Origin of the sequence: Streptomyces sp. ID05-26A, from assembly GCF_033794685.1 — a bacterium.
Taxonomy (GTDB): domain Bacteria; phylum Actinomycetota; class Actinomycetes; order Mycobacteriales; family Pseudonocardiaceae; genus Lentzea.
Window position 1 is genome coordinate 948,783 of the sequence record NZ_JARAYZ010000002.1, and the last position, 19,125, is coordinate 967,907.

General features: G+C 72.3%; 3 protein-coding genes. All 3 read right to left on the reverse strand.

All coding sequences use genetic code 11. From position 1 onward, the window contains the following. Position 1 precedes the first annotated feature (1 nt). Positions 2-9,397 (reverse strand): amino acid adenylation domain-containing protein, encoded by a 9,396-nt coding sequence (locus tag PV646_RS20235; RefSeq protein WP_500343719.1) that lies wholly within the window; start codon positions 9,395-9,397, stop codon positions 2-4. Positions 9,398-9,405: 8 nt separating this feature from the next. After that, positions 9,406-17,127 (reverse strand): amino acid adenylation domain-containing protein, encoded by a 7,722-nt coding sequence (locus PV646_RS20240; RefSeq protein ID WP_500343720.1) that lies wholly within the window; start codon positions 17,125-17,127, stop codon positions 9,406-9,408. A gap of 173 nt (positions 17,128-17,300) precedes the next feature. Continuing rightward, the gene (locus PV646_RS20245; protein WP_500343721.1) at positions 17,301-19,070 is read right to left on the reverse strand and encodes a non-ribosomal peptide synthetase; all 1,770 of its coding nucleotides are present in this window, start codon (positions 19,068-19,070) and stop codon (positions 17,301-17,303) included. Positions 19,071-19,125 lie beyond the last annotated feature (55 nt).

The window sequence follows — 19,125 nt, forward strand, 5'->3', positions numbered from 1 at the left end:
ACTACCGGGACGATTTCAGGACCTCGTTGACGATGCGGCCGATCTCGGCGGCGTGCTCCGGCCACATCATCTCGTTGTGCGCGCAGTCGATCTCGAAGCGCCGCACGGTTCCGTCGGTGAACTCGTGCCACATGACGTCGAGCTCCACCTCCAGTTCCCGCCGTTCGCGGGTCACCTGGTCGACCAGCGCGCAGAAGAAGACCACGTCACCCCGGAATCGCGGCGAGGTGAACCGCGTCATCAGTTCCGTGTGCTCGATGAAGAGGGTGGTCGACGTCCGCACCAGTGATTCGAACTCCTCCATTCCGGCGAGATGCCCCAGGTAGTGCGCGAGATACCTGCGCACGATCTTCTCGTCCGGGCTCTGGAATCCCTCGAAGTAGCTCGACGGCCCGGAGTCGAGGATTCCGAGCAGGTCCACCTCGCGGCCGCGGCTCTGCAGTTCGGCGGCCACCGCCTGGGCGATCGGCCCGCCGAGCGACCAGCCCAGCACGTTGTAGGGACCTTCCGGCTGGACGCGCAGCATCTGGTCGACCCAGTCGTTCACCAGGCTCTCCATGGAATCCGCCCGCGGTTCGCCGTCGAACCCGCGCGCCTGCAGGCCGTAGATCGGCCGGTCGGGGTCCAGGTGCTGCTGGTAGCCGAGGTAGGCCCAGGACAGTCCGCCGCCCGGCGGCACCCACCACAGCGGTGCCTTGGTTCCCCCGGTCCTGATCGGCAGCACCACCGAGAACGGGGCGTCGAACTCGCCGAACTCGACGACGTCCTTGTCCGCCGAGAGCTGCTCCGCGACCTCGGCCACGGACGGGTGCTGGAACACGGTCCTGACCGGCATCTCGAAGCCCAGTTCGGCGCGGGTCCGCCAGATGAGCCGGATGACCTGCAGCGAACTGCCTCCGCAGTCGAAGAAGTCGTCGTGGATCCCGACCCGGTCCACGCCGAGCACCTCCGCGAACAGGGCGGCCAGCTCCGCCTCGAGCGGTGTGCGTGGCGCGTCGTCCTGCCCGTCGTCGGGGTCCGTGTCGGGCAGCGCCGCGCGGTCGATCTTTCCGTTGGGGGTCAACGGAATTCGTTCGACGACCAGGATGTCGGCCGGCACCAGGTCCTCCGGCAGTTCGGCGACCAGTTCCTCCCGCAGCCACGACGGCAGCCGCGTCACGGTGCGGGCCGCGGCGGGCGCGTTGACGAGCGGCCGGGTGCCCGCCGGCCGGTACACGCCGTCGACGCACCGCGCGCTGCCCTCCGGCACGATCACCGCCTCGAACCAGCCGGGCTCCTCGGCCGACCAGGTGCAGTGGACCGCGAGGCCGCGCTCCTTGCCCCAGGTCTCCAGCTCGTGCGGGTCGAGCGACTCCTGAGCGGGCACCCCGTCCTCGGTCGCCTCGCTGACCAGCCTGGCGTTCGGGATCCGGGCTAGCCGCAGGTGCCGGCCGCGCTCGGCCAGCGCGGTCTCCAGGTCGGGCAGGCCGGGCACGTCCGAGCCCCAGTTCACCGTCCGCACGTCCGCGAGGTGCAGTGGCTGGCTCGCCTGCTTGTGCAGCACGACCTCGTAGCGGTGCCGGGTGAGCTCGTTGTGGTGCGCGCCCGGCTTCAGCCGCACGTCCACGGCCACGACGTCGCGGTGCGCCTGTGCCCACTCGGTGAAGAAGCCGGGGTCGACGACCAGTTCCTTCTCCGTCAGCACGGCACGTTCGACCTCTGCCCGGACGACCGAGGGGCGGTCCTCCGGGTGCCGGGCGTGGTGCACGGCCGTCAGCAGGTGCCGCAGGGTGGCGTGGTTCCGGACGTCGCCGACGAGGATCCGGCCGCCGGGGGCGAGCCGGTCGAGCGCGACGTCCAGCACCCGCGCGAGATAGCCGGCGTCCGGGAAGTACTGCACGACCGAGTTGAGGACGACGGTGTCGAAGAACTCCGCGGGCAGTCCGTCGGCGACGTCGGCGGGCTGACAGCGCAGCGACACCTTCCCCGCGAGCTTCGGGTCCGCGCCGGTCTGGGCGAGCAGGCGCTCGACGACCGGCTCCGAGAAGTCGGTTCCCCAGTACTCCTCCGCGTCCGGTGCCAGCGGTCCGAGCAGCAGGCCGGAGCCGACGCCGATCTCCAGGATCCGGCGCGCTCCCAGGCCGCGGACCCGGTCCACCACCGCGTCGCGCCACTGGCGCATCTCGGCCAGCGGAATGGGCTCGCGGGTGTAGGAGCTGTTCCAGCCGGTGAAGTCGTCGCGGATCTCGGTGTCCACACCGGACTCGTCGTACATCGAGTCGTAGATCGCGCGCCACTTCTCGACGTGCGCGGTGATGTCCGCGTCCGAGCCCTCCGGCACCTCGGGGACCACGTAGGCGGCCAGGCGCCGGCCGCCCCGCCGGTCCGCGCGGGCGACGACGACCGCCTGCGCCACGCCGTCCCGCCTGCGCAGGGCCGCCTCGATCTCGCCCGGTTCGACGCGCAGGCCCCGTACCTTGACCTGGTCGTCGGTCCTGCCGAGGAACTCCAGCTGCCCGTGGTGGTTCCAGCGCACCAGGTCGCCGGTGCGGTACATCCGGTCACCGGCCCGGCCGAACGGATCGGCGACGAACCGCTCGCTCGTCAGCCGCGGCCGGTTCGCGTATCCGCGCGCCACTCCGTCACCCCCGACGCAGAGCTCCCCCGTCACACCCTGCGGCACGCGCCGCAGCCGTTCGTCGAGAACGTGCAGCCGGCTTCCGGCCAGTGGCTCGCCGATCGGCAGCGGATCCTTGCACCGGTCCACAGTGGACATCCGGTACCCGGCCGCGAAGGTGGTGGTCTCGGTGGGGCCGTAGCCGTTCACGACGGTGAGCGTGCTGTCGTCGCCCAGCAGTCGCCGCACGGCCGTGGGTGACACGACGTCCCCGCCGGTCCACACCTCGCGCACCTGCTCGAAGCACTGCGGGTGGTGCTGCGTGATCAGGTCGAACTGGCCGGAGGTGAGCCACAGCGCGGTCACCTCGTGCTCGGCGATCAGCGTCGCCAGCCGGGCGGGGTCGAGCTTGCCCGGCGGTGCGATCACGGCCGTTCCGCCCCGCAGCAGTGGTACCCACAACTCGTAGGTCGCCGCGTCGAACGTGTGCGGTGAATGCACCAGCACTCGTTCGTGGGCTTCGGCGCCGAAGCCGGGGTCCAGCGCGAAAGCGAGCACGTTGGCGTGGCTCACCTCGACACCGTTCGGCGTCCCCGTCGAGCCCGACGTGTGGAGGACGTGCGCGATGTCCGCGTCGACGTCGTCCAGCGGCAGGGTCGAGCAGCCGGCCAGGTCTTCGGCGGCCAGCCGGTCGTCGACCACGACCGCCGGGCCGAGGTCGTCGAGCACGAGGTCGATGCGCGCACGCGGCCACGTGGGGTCGACCGGCACACAGGCCGCGCCGGTCTTCAGCGTCGCCAGCACGGTCGCGACCTGCAACGGCGACCGGTCCATCACCAGCGCCACCCGGCTGTGCGGGCGGGCGCCGCGGTCGCGGAGGTGCCGGGCGACGCGGGTGGACCACTCGTCCAGTTCCCGGTACGTCCAGCTCTCGGCGCCGTCACCGGCCACGATCGCCACCGCGTCCGGCCGTTCGGCGGCCACGGCGGAGAAGCGCCCGTGGATCGTCCCGGCGACGGGCACGGTGCCCTCGCCGGACCACAGCGCCAGCTCCGCGAGGTCGTCGGGGGTGAGGATGTCCACCGCCTCGACGGGGGTGTCCGGTGCGGCGACCCACTGCCGCAGCAGGTGCCGCCAGCGGTCCACCAGCCCGGCGACCGTGTCCCGGTCGAACAGTTCCGTCGCGTACTCGGCCAGCCCGGCGATCCGGGTCGCGCCGTCCGCGCCGGTCTGCTCGGAGAGGTTGAGGAACAGGTCGAACCGGGACACTCCCATGTCCACCGGTTCGTGCGTCACCTCGAGCCCGGGCAGGCCGAACGTCATCCGCACGTTGTTCTGCATGGCCAGGCACACCTGGAACAGCGGGTGGTGCGCGGTCGAGCGCACCGGGTTGAGCGACTCGACCAGGTGCTCGAACGGGATGTCCTGGTGGTCGTACGCGGCCAGGCCGACCTCCCTGACCCGGTCCACCAGCTCGGTCAGGCCGGGGTTCCCGCTGGTGTCGACACGGGCCACCCAGGTGTTGACGAAGAAGCCCACCAGCCGGTTGAGCGCCTCGTCGGTACGTCCGGCGATGGGCGACCCGATCGGGATGTCGTGCCCGGCGCCGAGCCTGCTGAGCAGGCCGGCGAGGCCCGCCTGCAGCACCATCGACAGGGTGGCCCCGGTGCGCAGCGCCAACTGCCGGAGCGCGTCGGTCAGCTCCTCGTCGAGCTCCACCGGCAGCACCTCGCCGGCGAACGACGCGACGGCGGGCCTGGCCCGGTCCGCCGGGAGTTCCAGCGACTCCGGCAGGCCGGCGAGCTGCCGCGTCCAGTAGTCCAGCTGGTGCCGGTAGAGGCTGCCGCTCTCGTCACCGCCAAGGAGATCTCGTTGCCACAGCGTGTAATCCGCGTACTGAACCGGCAGCGGGGCCCACTGCGGGGCCCGGCCGGCGCAGCGGGCGGTGTAGGCCTCGGTGAGGTCCTCGGCCAGCGGGCCCAGCGACCAGCCGTCCGCCGCGATGTGGTGCAACGGCAGCAGCAGCACCGCGTCGCGCTCGCTCATGCGGAACAACGCGGCGCGGACCGGGATGTCCCTGGCCAGGTCGAACGGCCGGCGCGCCTCGGCACGCAGCGCGTCGCGCAGGTCGGCTTCGGTGATCTCCCTTTCCTGCCAGGGGATCTCCAGTGCGGCCGGGTCGACGACCCGCTGGTACGGCTCACCTCCGATCTCGTCGATGACGGTGCGCAGCGATTCGTGCCGGACCACGACGTCCCGCACCGCCGCGCGCATCGCGGCCGGGTCCAGGTCTCCGGTCAGCCGCATGGACAACGGGATGATGTAGGTCGGTGACGGTCCCTCGAACCGGTGGATGAACCAGAGTCGTTGCTGCGCGAAGGAAACCGGAAGCCGATCGGGCCTGGTCCCGGGCCGCAGCCTCGGCCGGACCGCCCGCAGGCCGGTCAGGTGCGCGACCAGTTCGGCCGGAGTCGGCGCCTCGAAGACCGTGCGGATCGGGATCTCGACCCCGTGCGCGGCCCTGATCCGGCTCACCACGCGGGTGGCCAGCAGCGAGTGACCGCCGATGGCGAAGAAGTTGTCGTCCACGCCGACGCGGTCGAGTCCGAGCACCGCGGCGAAGATGTCGCACACCGACGTCTCCTCCGGTGTGGACGGTGCCCGGCCGCGCGTTCCCGCCGCGTGGTCCGGTACCGGCAGCGCCGCGCGGTCGAGTTTGCCGTTGACCGTCAGCGGCACGCCGCCGATGGGCATGATCGCCGACGGCACCATGTATTCGGGCAGGGTCTTGCCCAGGTGTTCCCGCAGGACCGCGGGAAGCGCGGTGATCCCGGCGGCGGCGGCCGGGTCGTTGATCCCGCCGCCGGTGCTCGACGCCGGAACGTAGGTGCCCGCGAGAACGCGGTTCTCCCCGTCCTGGAACAGGATCGCGTCGAAGCGGTCGACCGCGGCCGCCGACCAGGTCAACGCGACCTGCCGGCCCTGTCGCGCGGCCCACGCGGTCAGCTCGTGCGGGTCCTGCGGTGCGAGCGGCGACGGTTCGGAGTCCTCCTGGCCCAGTTCCCGCGCCGCGGCGGCCTCCTCGACCACCCGCGCGTTGGGGATCCCGGTGATCCGGACCGCCGGGAGGTCCTGTTCCCTGATCCGGTCCGCCAGGCCGTCGAGGTCGCCGTCCCACGCCAGCGCGGGCACGGTGTCCACCCGGCGGGGCTGGGTCGCGCCCGGCTTGTGCAGCACGACCTCGTACCGGTGCCTGGTCAGTTCGTTGTGGACGGAGCCGTCCTTGAGGCGGACGTCGACACCGGCCGCTCCGGCGCCCTCGGCCCAGCGGTGGAACCACTCCGGGTCGATGACCAGTTCCTTCTCCAGCAGGACGGCCTGTTCCACGGCTGCGCGCAGCTGTGCGGGTGTGGCGTCCGCGTGCTTGGACCGCTGGACGGCCACGTGGAAGGCGCGCACGGAACGGGCCCTGCGGATGTCACCGAGCACGAGCCTGCCGCCCGGTTCGAGCATCTCCCAGGCACCGTCGAGCACCTCCCGCAGGTACCGCTCGTTCGGGAAGTACTGGACGACCGAGTTGAGCACCACGGTGTCGAAGATCGGCGGGATGTCGCTCAGGTCGTCGGCCCGGCGGCACAGCAGCCGCACGCGCCCGTTCCAGCCGGCGGCCGTCACCTGACGACCGAGCCGGTCGATGACCGGCTCGGAGAAGTCCGTCGCCCAGTACGCGTCCACGTCGCCCGCGATCCGTGCGAGCAGAAGTCCTGTTCCAGTACCGAGTTCGAGGACCCGCCGGGGCGCGAACGCGGTGATCCGGTCCACCGCCGCGTCCCGCCACACCCGCATCTCCGCCACCGGGATCGGCTCGCCGGTGTAGCTCGACACCCACAGTTTGAAGTCCTCGCCGAACGGCTGGGCGTCGTCGTCGGCGTACCCCTGGTCGTAGATCTCCTGCCACTCGCCGACCTGCTCCTCGGCCGCGACCACACTCTGCACCTCGGCCAGGTCGGGCACCACGTAGGACACCAGCCGCAGGTCACCGGACGAGTCGCGGCGCGTGATCGCGACGGCTTGGCGCACGGCGGGATGCCGGCTCAGCGCGTACTCGATCTCGCCCAGCTCGATGCGGAACCCGCGGACCTTGACCTGGCCGTCGGACCGGCCCAGGAAGCAGATGTTGCCGTCGGGGAAGAAGCTCGCCCGGTCACCGGTGCGGTAGATGCGCCGGCCGGGAGGCGTGCCGAACGGGTCGGCGACGAACCGCTCGGCCGTGAGGTCACGCCGGTTGACGTACTCGCGCGCGATGACCGGGCCGCCGATGTAGAGGTCGCCCTCCACCCCGACCGCGCACGGCCGCAGGTTCTCGTCGAGCACGTAGTAGCGCGCGTTGTCGATCGGCCGCCCGTACGGGATGCTGCGCCAGCTCGGGTCGATCTCGCGGACGCGGAACGAGTTGGACCAGACCGTCGCCTCGGTCGCCCCGCCGAGGCTCACGACCTCGGCGCGGGGGAAGGCGGCGCGGACGGCGTCCGGCAGCGACAGCGGGGTGTAGTCGCCGGACAGGTAGATCAGCCGCAGGTTCATCGCGCCCGGATGCCCGGAAGCTTGTGACAGCAACGGAACCAGCTGGTTGAGCGTGCCGGGGACCGAGTCCCAGAAGGTGATCGGCTCCGACAGCAGGAGGTCGAGCAGCATCTCGGGGTCGCGCTGCTGGGTCGCGTCGGCGATGTAGACGCCCGCGCCCGCCGCGAACATCCCGAAGATGTCGAACACGGACAGGTCGAAGTCGAGCGCGGTGACGCACAGCGCCACGTCGTCCGGACCGAACCCGAACGTGCGGTGGCACCAGTTCAGCAGGTTGTGCACCGGCCGGTGGGTCACCGTCACGCCCTTGGGCTTCCCGGTGCTGCCCGAGGTGAAGATGATGTACGCGGTGTTGTCGGCACCCGCCACCGGCTCGGGATCGCGTTCCCCGTCGAGGGAGAACGCCACACCCGCCTTGCCGACGTCGATCAGCTCCACACCGGGCGGGGCCACCCACTTGTTGGTGTCCTCGGTGACCAGCACGATCGTGGCCGAGGCGTCCGCGAGCATGCCGGCGACGCGGTCGGACGGCAGTGCCGCGCCGACGGGCAGGTACGCGCCGCCCGCCTTGAGCACGCCGAGCACGGCCGCGATCATCAGCGGGCCGCGCCGCACTCCCACGCCCACCACGGTCTCCGGGCCCACGCCGCGGCGTTTGAGCGTCCACGCGATCCGGTTCGCCTGGCGGTTGAGCTCGCGGTAGGTCATCGTGCCGCTCGCGGACCGGACGGCGATGGCGTCGGGCCGTTCGGCGGCCTGACGTTCGAACGGCAGGTGGATCGGGCCTGGGCAGGGGAAATCGCGGTCGGTGTCGTTCCACCGGTAGAGGATCTTCGCGCGTTCCGCCGCGTCGAGCGCGCCCGCCGACGGGGAACGTCCCTGCGTGCGCGGCAACGGCGGTACGGCGAGGTCGGCGAGATCGGCCTCCGGTTGCTCGACGACCTGCTCCAGCAGGCCGAGCAGGCGGGCCCCGATCGCCGTCACGGTGCCGGCGTCGAACAGGTCGGTCGCGTACTCCACGTCGACCGTGACCGAGGTGCCGGCCAGGTTCGGCATCATGTTGAAGAACAGGTCGAACTTGGCGGTGCCGGTGAAGACCGGCTCCATCGAGGCGGTGACGCCGGGCAGGTCCAGTTCCTGCCGGACGCTGTTCTGCCAGGCGAACGTGACCTGGAACAGCGGGTGGTGCGCGATCGACCGCTCCGGCCGCAGCAGTTCCACCAGCCGTTCGAACGGCAGGTCCTGGTGGTCGTAGGCGGTGAGGGCCTTGCGCCGCACCTCGTCGAGCACCTCGTCGAACGACTCGCCTGCCGACAGCCCGACCCGCAGCACCCAGGTGTTGACGAAGAAGCCGACGAGGTCGTGCAGCGCCTCGTCCGTGCGGCCCGCGATCGGTGAGCCGAGGGTGATGTCGGTGTCGCCGCCGAGCCGGTGCAGCAGCACGACGAGCGCGGCCTGCATCACCATCGGCACCGTCACGTTGCGGTCCCGCGCGAGCTGTTCCACGCCGCGCAGCAGGCGTTCGGGGATCTCGAACCCGACGTTGTCGCCGTGGTAGGTCGCCTTGGCCGGCCGGGGCCGGTCGAACGGCAGTGAGACCGGCCTGGCCGTCCCGGCCAGTTCGCCGCGCCAGTGGTTCAACTGCTTCGTGAAGACACTGTCCTCATCGGACTCGTCTCCGAGCAGTTCCAGTTGCCACAACGCGTAATCCGAGTACTGCACCGGCAGCTCGGACCACGTCGGCGCCGTTCCGGCCACGCGGGCGCGGTAAGCGGCGGACAGGTCGGCGGTGAACGGCCCGAGCGAGCCACCGTCGGCGGCGATGTGGTGCAGCACCACCACGAGCAACGTGACCTCCGGCTCCGGCCGCAGCACGAACGCCCGCAGCGGCAGGTCCGACGACAGGTCGAAACCCTCGCGGACCGACGCCGAGACGACGCCGTCCACCTGGTCGGGGGCCACCCAGCCCCAGTCCGTCCACGGCGGGCGCAACTCGGCAGGCTCGACGATCCGCTGCACCGGCTGACCGTCCACCTCGTCGTAGACGGTCCGCAGGATCTCGTGCCGGGTCAGCACGTCCAGGAACGCGGCCCGCAGCCCCTCGGTGTCGATCCGCCCGCACAGCCTGATCACGATCGGGACGTTGTAGGTGGCGGTCCGGCCCTCGAACCGGTTGATGAACCACATGCGCTTCTGGGCGTACGAGAGGGGCGACATTCTGCTGGCTACCTTTCGGTCATCCTGCGCAGCGGTTTGCGAACGGTGCCGGACAGGCCGGCCCAGGTCTCGGCGAGCCCGGCGACGGTCGGCGCGGCGAAGATCGCCCTGATCGGCATCTCGACGCCCAGGTCGGTGCGGACCCGCGCGGCGAACCTGGTGGCCAGCAGCGAATGCCCGCCGAGGGCGAAGAAGTCGTCGTCCAGGCCGACCCGGTCCACACCGAGGATCTCGGCGAACAGCCCGCACAGCGCCACCTGGGTCGGCGACTCCGGTGCGCGGTACGTCGCGGTGGCCGCCTCGGGCCGGGGCAGTCGCGCGCGGTTCAGCTTTCCGTTGGCCGTCAACGGGATCGCGGGCAACGTGACCACCGCCGAAGGCACCATGTAGTCGGGCAGCAGCTCCCGCGCGAACTGCCGGATCTGTTCGGGCGAAGGGATTTCGGCGTCGGCGACGACGTAGGCGACGAGGCGCTTGTCGCCGGGCTCGTCCTCCCGCACCGTCACGACGGCCTCGCGGACGGCCGGGTGCCGGGTCAGCGCGTGCTCGACGTCGCCGGGCTCGATCCGGAACCCGCGCAGCTTGATCTGGAAGTCCGCCCTGCCGAGGAACTCGACCTCCCCGGACGGCGACCAGCGGGCGAGGTCACCGGTGCGGTACATCCGCGTCCCCGGCGGGCCGAACGGGTCGGCCGCGAACCGGCCGGCGGTCAGGCCGGGTTGCCGGTGGTAGCCGCGCGCCAGGCCGTCGCCCGCGATCCACAGGTCGCCGCCGACGCCCGGCGGCACCGGCCGCAGCGCCGGGTCCAGGATCAGGAACCTGGTGTTGGCGATGGGTTTCCCGATCGACGGCGGCCGGCTGGTCGCGACGTCCGCGAGGCTGGACCAGATGGTGGTCTCGGTGGGCCCGTACAGGTTGACCACCTTCGCCGCCGTCGCGCGGAGGTGCTCGGCGAGTTGGAGTGGCAGGGCTTCACCGCCGGTCAGCACCCGCAACCCGGCCAGGCGGCCGGCGTCGTGCGTCACGAGCATCTGCCACAACGCCGGGGTCGCCTGCATGACCGTGACTCCTGCCTGTTCCAGGAGGTCTGTCATTGCCTGCGGGTCGGCGACGTGGTCGCGGCCGGTGAGCACGACCCGTGCCCCGGTCGTGAGCGGCAGGAACAGTTCCAGCGCCGCGATGTCGAAGGCGATCGTGGTGACGGCGGCCCACCGGTCGGACGCCGTCAGACGGAGCGTTTCCCGCATGCTCGCCAGGAAGTTGGCCAGTGCGCCGTGGCCGACGACGACGCCCTTGGGCACGCCGGTCGAGCCCGAGGTGTAGATGGTGTAGGCGGCCTGAGCGGCGGTCACCGCGATTCCCGGGTCGTGTGCCGGGTACTGCGCCAGGTCGGTCCCGGTCAGCAGGACCTCGTCCAGCACCAGGGAAGCCGCGCAGTCGTCGATCACCGACCGCACCCGTGCGGCGGGGTGGTCGGGGTCCACCGGCACGTAGCACGCGCCGGCCTTCCAGACCGCCAGCAGCGCGGCCACCAGGTCCGCCGTGCGCGGCAGCAGGACGACGACCCGGCTCTCCTCGCCGATCCCCCGCGCGATCAGCCAGTGCGCCAACCGGTTGGCTCGCTCGTCCAGCTCGGCGTAGGTGAGCTGCCGCTCCCCCGCGTCGAGGGCCACCGCGTCCGGCGACGCCGCCGCCTGCCGGGCGAACCGCGCGGGCGCGAGCTCGTCCGGGAGGTCCGCGGCGGTGTCGTTCCAGTCGTGGAGCACCAGCTGACGTTCGGCATCGGACAGCACGTCGACCGAGGCGGTGCGCGTCCGCGGGTCGGCCGCGAACTGCCGCAGCACCCTGGCGAAGCGGTCCGCGATCTCCGCGACGGTGCCCGGATCCAGCGCGTCCGGGTGGTACTGCAGGGTCAGGCTCAGCGTCGGGTCGGCGGCGGCGAGCACGGTCACCGGGTAGTGCGTCGGGGCGAAGGGCCGGATCCCGGTGACGGTCAGCTCGGCGGACGCGCCCGCGCCGGCCAGCGCCGCCCGGTCGACCGGGAACGACTCGAAAACCACGATCGTGTCGAAGAGGGCGGGAAGCCCCGTCGCGCGCTGGATGTCGCCGAGCCCGGCGTGGTAATGCTCCAGCGTTCTGGCCTGGGCGTCCTGGACCGCGTGGAGCAGGCTTTCGAGGCTCTCGGACGGTTCGCAGCGCACCCGGACCGGCACGGTGTTGGTGAACATGCCGATGGCCGTGTGCACGCCGGGGAGTTCGGGCGGGCGGACGGTGACCGAACTGCCGAACACCACGTCGGTGCCGCCGGTGAGCTGAGCGAGCACGACCGCCCACGCGCCCTGCACCAGGACGTTGGGCGTGACGCCGCACGCGGTGGCCTGGCGCACCACCAGGGCGGCCTCCTGCCGGGTGAGCGGGACGTCGGCCTGGCCCACCTCGGTGACCGCGTCCCCGCCGCCGGCGCGCGGGAACGCCGCGGCCAGCAGGGTCGGCTGAGCCACCCCGGACAGTTCCGCTGCCCAGGCCTCGATCGCCTGGTCCGCGTGCTGCCTCGCCTGCCAGCGCAGGAACTCGCGGTAGCCGTGGTCGACCGGGCCGGGATCGCCGACCTCGGCGTAGTGGCGCATCAGCTCCTGTTCGATCAGCGGCAGCGACCAGCCGTCGAACAGCATGTGGTGCGCGGTCAGGGCGAGTTCGCACCGCGTCGGGGAGAGCGTGATCAGGCTGAACCGCAGCAGCGGCGCGGTGTCCGGCGGGAACCGGGTCTCCCGTTCCCGCGCGAGGATCTCCAGCAGCCGCCCTGAGTCCGGCGCGTCCGTGAGGTCGACGTGCTGGAAGGGCACCTCGACGCCGTCCACGACCACCTGCACCGGGTCGCCGGTGGCCGTCGGCACGAACGCGACCCGCAGGTTGGGGTGCCGGTCCAGCAACGTCTGCGCGGCGGCCCGCAACCGCGCCACGTCGGGCGTTCCGTTGATGCGGAAGACGAACTGCGTCTGGTAGGAGGTGGACGCGTGGTCGCCCAGCATGCTGTGGAACAACAGCCCCTGCTGCAACGGGGTCAGCGACCAGACGTCGCTCACCCGGCCGTACCGGCGCTGCCAGCCGTCCAGGTCCTGCTGACTCACCCGCACCAGCGGCACGTCCGACGGGGTCAGCCCGCCGGCGCCGGCGTTCACCTGGGCGTGCAGGCCGCGCAGGGTCGCTTGCCAGTCGTCCGCGAGGGCGCGAACGTCCTCGGTGGACAGCACTCCGGTGGCGAACGTGAACATCGCCTGGACCCGTTCGCCGCTCCCGGTTCCGGTGACGAGCGAGTTGAGTTCGAGCGCGCAGAGCAGCGGCATGTCCGGGTCGTGCGAGGGGCGTAGTTCACCGAACTCCGGCGCCGGTGTCCACGCACTGTCCGAACGGGACTGTCCGAACGAGACTCGGCCGTGGTGGTTGAATCCCACCTCGTCGGCGGGGAGCTCGCGCAGGACCGCCGCGGTCCGCTCGTTGAAGTACCGCAGCAGCGTGTAGCCGATGCCTTGATCGGGCAGGGCCCTGCGGCTTTCCTTCACCCGCTTGAGCGCGTCCGCCGCCGCCTGGCCACCGGTGAGCGCGTCGGTGACGTCGATGCCGGTCAGGTCGAAGCGGACCGGGTGGACGGTGGCGAACCAGCCGGCCGTGCGGGTCAGGTCGGCGCCGGGGACCAGTTCCTCCTGCCGGCCGTGACCTTCCAGCCGCACGATCGGCCGGTCGTCGCGCCGGCGGGCGTTCACCGCGAGAACAAGAGCGGTGAGCAGCACATCGTCGACACCACAACGGAACGCGGCCGGAACCGACGTGAGCACCGCCCTGCCCAGGCTCGCGGGGAGCTCGACCCGCAGCGTCTCCGCCGTCCTGGTCAGGTCGGTCCGCGGGTCGAGCGGCCGGAGACCCAGCGGACGGGCGGCCGGTGTGAGCATCCCGCGCCAGAGGTCGAGTTCGGCCACCCGCGCCGGCCGGACGGCTTCGTGCGCGAGCTCCTCCAGCCACCGCCGCAGCGACGTTCCCACCGGTGCCGGGGTCCGGCCGGACCGGCTCTGCGCGAAGGCCTCGGCGAGATCGGGAATGAGCACCCGCCACGACGTGCCGTCCACTGCGAAGTGGTGGGCGGCGATCAGAATCCGCCCGGTCCCGCCGTCCGGCGGTTCGAACCAGACCAGCCGGACCAGCCGACCGGCCGCCGCGCTGATCTCACCGGTCGCCGTCGTGGCCTCCTGCTCCAGCAACGTCTGCCAGGACGGGTCGTGCCAGTCCCCTGGGCACCGCACGTGCCGGATCAGCCCGGCGGCGTCCACCGACCCCGGTGGCCGGATCGGCAGCGCGCCGCCGGTCAGCCGGGACCGCAGCACGTCGTGCTGGTCCAGGACCGCTCCGACCGTCGTGGTGAGCAGGTCGAGGGTCAGGTCCGCCGGTGTGGTCAGCACCAGCCACTGGGCCAGCCGGTCGAGGCCGGGCCCGCGCTCGGCGATCAGCCTGGCCATCGGCGGCAGCGGGATCGGGCCGGCACCGCCGTCGTCGCCCAGCGTCGGCACGGCTGGGACGTCGGTCCGGCCGGCCGCGGCCGCCACGGCGGCGACGGTGCGGCCTTCGAAGACGGTGCGCGCGGTGAGCGTGAGGCCGCCGGCCCTGGCGAGCGTGACCACCCGCATCGCCAGGATGCTGTCGCCGCCGAGGGTGAAGAAGTCGTCGTCCACGCCGATGCGGCCGGTGCCCAGCACCTCGGCGAAGGCGTCCGCCAGGATCCGTTCCTCGCCGGTGCGCGGTACCCGGTGGGCCCGCCGGGTGACCTGGGGTTCGGGCAGCGCGGCACGGTCGAGCACGCCGTTCGCGGCCAGCGGCAGGCTGTCCAGCACGACGACGGTGGCCGGCACGAGGTGCGCGGGCAGCCTGGTGGCGGCGAAGCGCCGCAGGTCGGCCACGTCCAGCCCGGCGCTGAGGTCCATGTCCTCGCCGGCCGCGCCCATCCGCCCGGCACTCGCGGGAACCACGTAGGCGACGAGACCGGTGGCGTCGGGCCTGGCGATCACGACGGCCTGGGCCACCGCGTCGTGGGCGGCGAGGACGGCCCCGGCTTCGAGGGGATCGGCCCGCAGGCCGCGGATCCGGGCCCGCTCGCTCGCCCGGCCCGCGTAGTCGAGTTCGCCGTCGGCGTTCCAGCGGGCGAGGTCGCCGGTGCGGTACATGCGGGTCCCGGCGGGGCCGAACGGGCAGGCGACGAACCGGTCCGCAGTCAGGGCCGAGCGGCCGAGAAAGCCCCTGGCCAGCCCGGCACCGGTGACGTAGAGCTCGCCGACGACTCCCGGCGGCGCCAGGTGGAGCCGGCTGTCCAGCACGTGCGCGCCGGTGTTCGAGATCGGCCGCCCGATCAGCGCGGCGCGTGCCTGCGGCACGTACTCCCACGAGGCGACGTCCAGCGCCGCCCCGGCCACGCCGTAGAGGTTGTGGACCGGAACGCCGGTCGCCTCGTGCAGCCGGGCCGCGAGGCCGGCCGGGAGCGGTTCGCCGCCGCACAGGACGCGCCGCAGGTCCTTGCAGGCGGTCACGGCGTCGTCGTCCCGGACGAGCTCGGCCAGCACGGAGGGACCGACGCGCAGGGTGGTGGCACCGGTCCGCCGGACGGCCGCGGCGAGCGCGACCGCGTTCCGGTGGACGTCCTGGCCCGGCAGGACGATCGTGGCACCGGCGATCAACGGCCAGAGGAGCTCCCAGAGGGAGGCGTCGAGGGACGCCGGGGCCTCGTGCAGCACCCGGTCCGTCGCGTCGAGCCGGTAGCGCCGCTGCATCCACCGCAGCCCGTTCGCCAGCGCCGTGTGGGTGAGGACGACACCGGACGATCCCGAGCCGTGGCGCAGGAAAGCGGCCTGCTCACCGTGGCAGTCGCCGGCCAGCGGGTCCCCCGCCCCGTGCGCGGGCTCGATGACGGTCGCCTCCCACTGCGGCTGCGCGCCGTCGAGCGGGGTGATGGCCAGGTCGTCGATCCCCGCGACCGTGAGGAGCAGCACCGGCCGTGCGTCGGTGAGCATCGCCTCCACGCGTTCCGACGGGCAGTCCTGGTCGATGGGCAGGACGGCGGCACCGGCCTTGAGGATCGCGGTCACCGCGACCACGAGTTCGATCGAGCGCGGGACGGACACCGCCACCGGACGTTCGGGCCCCGCTCCGAGGTCGACGAGCTTGCGCGCGAGACCGGCGGCTCGCGCGGCCAGTCGCCCGTAGGTCAGGACGGTGTCGTCGTGTTCGACGGCGACCGCGTCCGGGGTGGCGACCGCCTGCGCGTCGAGCAGGGCGGGCACCGTCACGCCGTCGAGGTCGGCGACGGGGCCGGTACCGAGGTCGAGGAGCGCGCGGTGTTCTTCCTCGCTGAGGACGCTGATGTCCCGGACGCGTGCGCGGGGATCGGCCAACGCGGCGCGGAGGAAGGCCACGAGCTTCTCGGTGAGACCCGCGACGTCCTCGCCGGTGTACAGGTTCCCCGGCGCGTCGAGACGGACGTGGAAGTCGCTGTCCGCGCTGCCGTCGGTGTAGGTGACGATCCTGACCTCGTCCGGCAGCCCGTGCGTCCCGCCGGCGAACCTGCCGACGGCGCCCGCGAGGTCGAGCTCCTCGAGGAACGGGACGACGCTGATGACGGGACCGAACGGACTGCGGGCGTCGCCGGCGTGACCGGCCGCGCGCTTGATCAGGCTGACGTTGTGCTCGGCGTGTTCCAGGACCTCCAGGCGTGCCCCGCGCACCGACGCCGCCAGCTCGGCGAAGCTCGCCGCCGGCGGCACGTCCACCGTCATCGGCAGGGCGTTGGAGTACAGGCCCAGTGCCTGCCTGGTCTTCCCGCTGCGGTGGTTGACGGTGAAGGACAGCAACGGTTTCGGTGTGTCGCAGAGGCGTTGCAGGAAGGCGATCGTGGCGGCGGTGATCAGGTCCGTGACGCTCGTGCCGGTCGAGCGGGCGGCGGCGTGCCACCCGGCGACCTCGCTCGCCGCCACGACACCGGTGTAGCTCGCCACGCCCAGCGGTGCGGTCAGACCGTCCCAGAACTCGGCGTCTTCCGTGCGCGACACGACGTCCGAACGCACACCCGTCGGCAACCGGGCGGCCGTCCCGCCGCCCGAGACGTAGTTCCGCCAGAACTCTTCCGCTTCGAGGAAGTGTTCGGACGACCGGTAGGCCGCCTCCCGCTCGCCCGCGATCACGGGCGGGCCTCCCGGCCGCGGCGGCACCGGGACGCCGGCGCGCAGAGCGCGGTAGATCTGCGCGATGCGTTGGGACAGCAGCGTGAAGACACCGAACGCGTCGATCAGGATCTGGTGGAGGATCAGGCAGACGAGGTGGTGGTCGTCGGCCAGCCGGACGGTGCCGATCCGGAACAACGCGTCCGTGCCGAGGTCGAACGGGCGGCGGATCTCCTCGACGAGGAACTCGCGGGCCGCGTGCGCGGGGTCGGCCGCGTCGCTCACGTCGAGACCGAAGGGCTCCCAGGCGTCCGGATCACGGCTGACGAGCCGGAGTTCGCCGTCCTCGCGCCGGAAGTTCACCTGGAGCGGGATCGCCTCGCCCATCGCCAGTCGCAGCGCGTCCCGCACGTCCCCGAGGTCCACATCGCCGCGCACCGCCCAGATGGTCGTGGTGTTGTTCGGCACGCCAGGCGCGAGATCCTGTTCCAGCCACATTGCCTCCTGGGCCAGAGAAACACCGCTAGCACCCATGCAGACTCCTCGGAGAAAGCGACTCTCGATCGCCACTGACGCGTGGCGGAGCGCGGCTCGGCCATCCCGTTCGCGACTCCCCGGCGCTCGCCGGCGGAAGCGCCATTCCCTTGCCCACTCTAGGAAGCTGTTCGCCGACGCCCGGACCGCGTGAAAGATGTCGGCAAGGCGGGTCAGCGCCGGTGCGCGGCGACCGGTGCGGTGCGCAGGAACGCGCCGAGCTCACCGGGCGTGGGGTTGAGGAAGATGTCCTGTGCCGCAACGGGTCGGCCTGCTTTCTGGGTCAGGCGCCGTGCCGCGGCGACCGCGAGCAGGGAGTCACCACCCAGCAGGAAGAAGTTGTCGTCCGGTGCGCACGACTCCCGGTCGAGCACCTCGGACAGGACCGACACGGCCAGTGCGTTCAGGTGGTTCGCGCGGTCAGCGGCCGCGGCCTCGGGGTGCGGCAGCGCCCGCCGGTCGATCTTGTCGCCGCGGTTGCGGGGCAGCTTTTCCATCCGCACGAACGCGACCGGAACCATGTGCGACGGCAACGCGTCCGCCATCGCGCGCCGTAGTTCGGCGTCGACCACCGGTGCGCTGGTCACCAGATAGCCGACCAGTTGCGGCCGGCCGGTGCGGGATTCGACGGTCGTCGCGGCGGCCTCGCGAACTCCGGGGTGGGTCAGCATGGCCCGCTCCACCTCGCCCATCTCGACCCGCTTGCCGTTGATCTGCACCTGGTCGTCGATGCGGCCGCAGTGCTCCAGGGCGCCGTCCGGGCGGACCCGCACCATGTCGCCGGTGCGGTAGATGCGCGAGCCCGGCTCGGCCGCCTCCGGGTCGGGCAGGAACTTCTCCGCCGTCGCGCGCGCGGACAGGTAGCCGAGCGCCAGCTGCCGTCCGCCGACGAGCAGTTCGCCCACCTCGCCGGGAGCGACGAGCCGGTCGTGCGCGTCGACCACCCGCCAGTTCGCGCCCGGCCACACGCGGCCGATGGGCGGCGTCCCGGCACGATCGGCGGCGGTGGCCGTCGCCGAGGTGATGCGCTCGGCCCAGGGCACCATCGGCGAGGTGACGATGTTGACCTCGTTGGCCCCGTACCAGTTGCCGATCTCGAACGGCAGTTCCGGCCTGCCCCACTCGCGCACCCGGTCGCTGCCGGTGAGCATCAGCCGCAGCGCGCAGGTCGGCCAGTCGAGCCTCGCCAGCGCCTCGGCCAGCGGGGCGACCGCGAAGACCTGGGTGATCCGCTGGTCGCGGATCCACAGCGCCAGTTCCTCCGGAGCGCTGACGATCTCGCGCGGCGGAATCGACAGATGGGCGCCCGCGGCGAGGAACGGCCAGAACACCACGCTCACGGACACGTTCGTGTGCGAGGGGAACAGCCAGGCGCCGCGATCGTCGCGGTCGATCCGGTGCAGCTCCTCCTGGGTGGCGGTCGCGTAGGTCCAGGTGCGGTGCGGCACCAGGACGAGCTTCGGCACGCCGGTCGACCCGGACGTCTGCACCAGGCAGGCCATGTCCTCCGGTCCCACCTCGGGGAAGTCCGGCACGGGCCCGTCGTCCGCCTTGACCCGCCCGCCCTCGTCGAGCCGGTGCACGGTCCCGGTGAACGGCGGCTCCGGACTGCTCTCGTGCGTGATCCAGGCGACCGGCAGTGCCCTCTCGACGAAACCGGTGAGCCACTGCCTCGGGCCGCTGACGTCCAGCATCAGCGAGGCCCCGCCGGCCCGGGACACGGCCAGCAGCGCCACCAGGACCGCGGCGCTGCTCTCCATGTGCACGGCCACGGTTCCGCCGGGACGCAGGCCCTGCCGGATCAGCACGCCCGCCAGTTCGTCGGCGCGCTCGGTCAGTTCGCGGTAGGTGAGGCTCGTCCACTCGTCGGTCACGGCCGGCTTGTCCGGCGCCTCGGCCGCGCGGTCGGCGATCGTCCGATGCACGGGCACGAACTCATCCATCTCCGTACTCCATCCCGGCCGCTGCCACGGCCGACCGCTTCACAGGGGGTCGTGG

Excerpts from the sequence above, each read along its gene's own strand:
- PV646_RS20235 (WP_500343719.1), bottom strand. The coding sequence starts at position 9,397 with ATGTCGCCCCTCTCGTACGCCCAGAAGCGCATGTGGTTCATCAACCGG.
- PV646_RS20240 (WP_500343720.1), bottom strand. The coding sequence starts at position 17,127 with ATGGGTGCTAGCGGTGTTTCTCTGGCCCAGGAGGCAATGTGGCTGGAA.
- PV646_RS20245 (WP_500343721.1), bottom strand. The coding sequence starts at position 19,070 with ATGGATGAGTTCGTGCCCGTGCATCGGACGATCGCCGACCGCGCGGCC.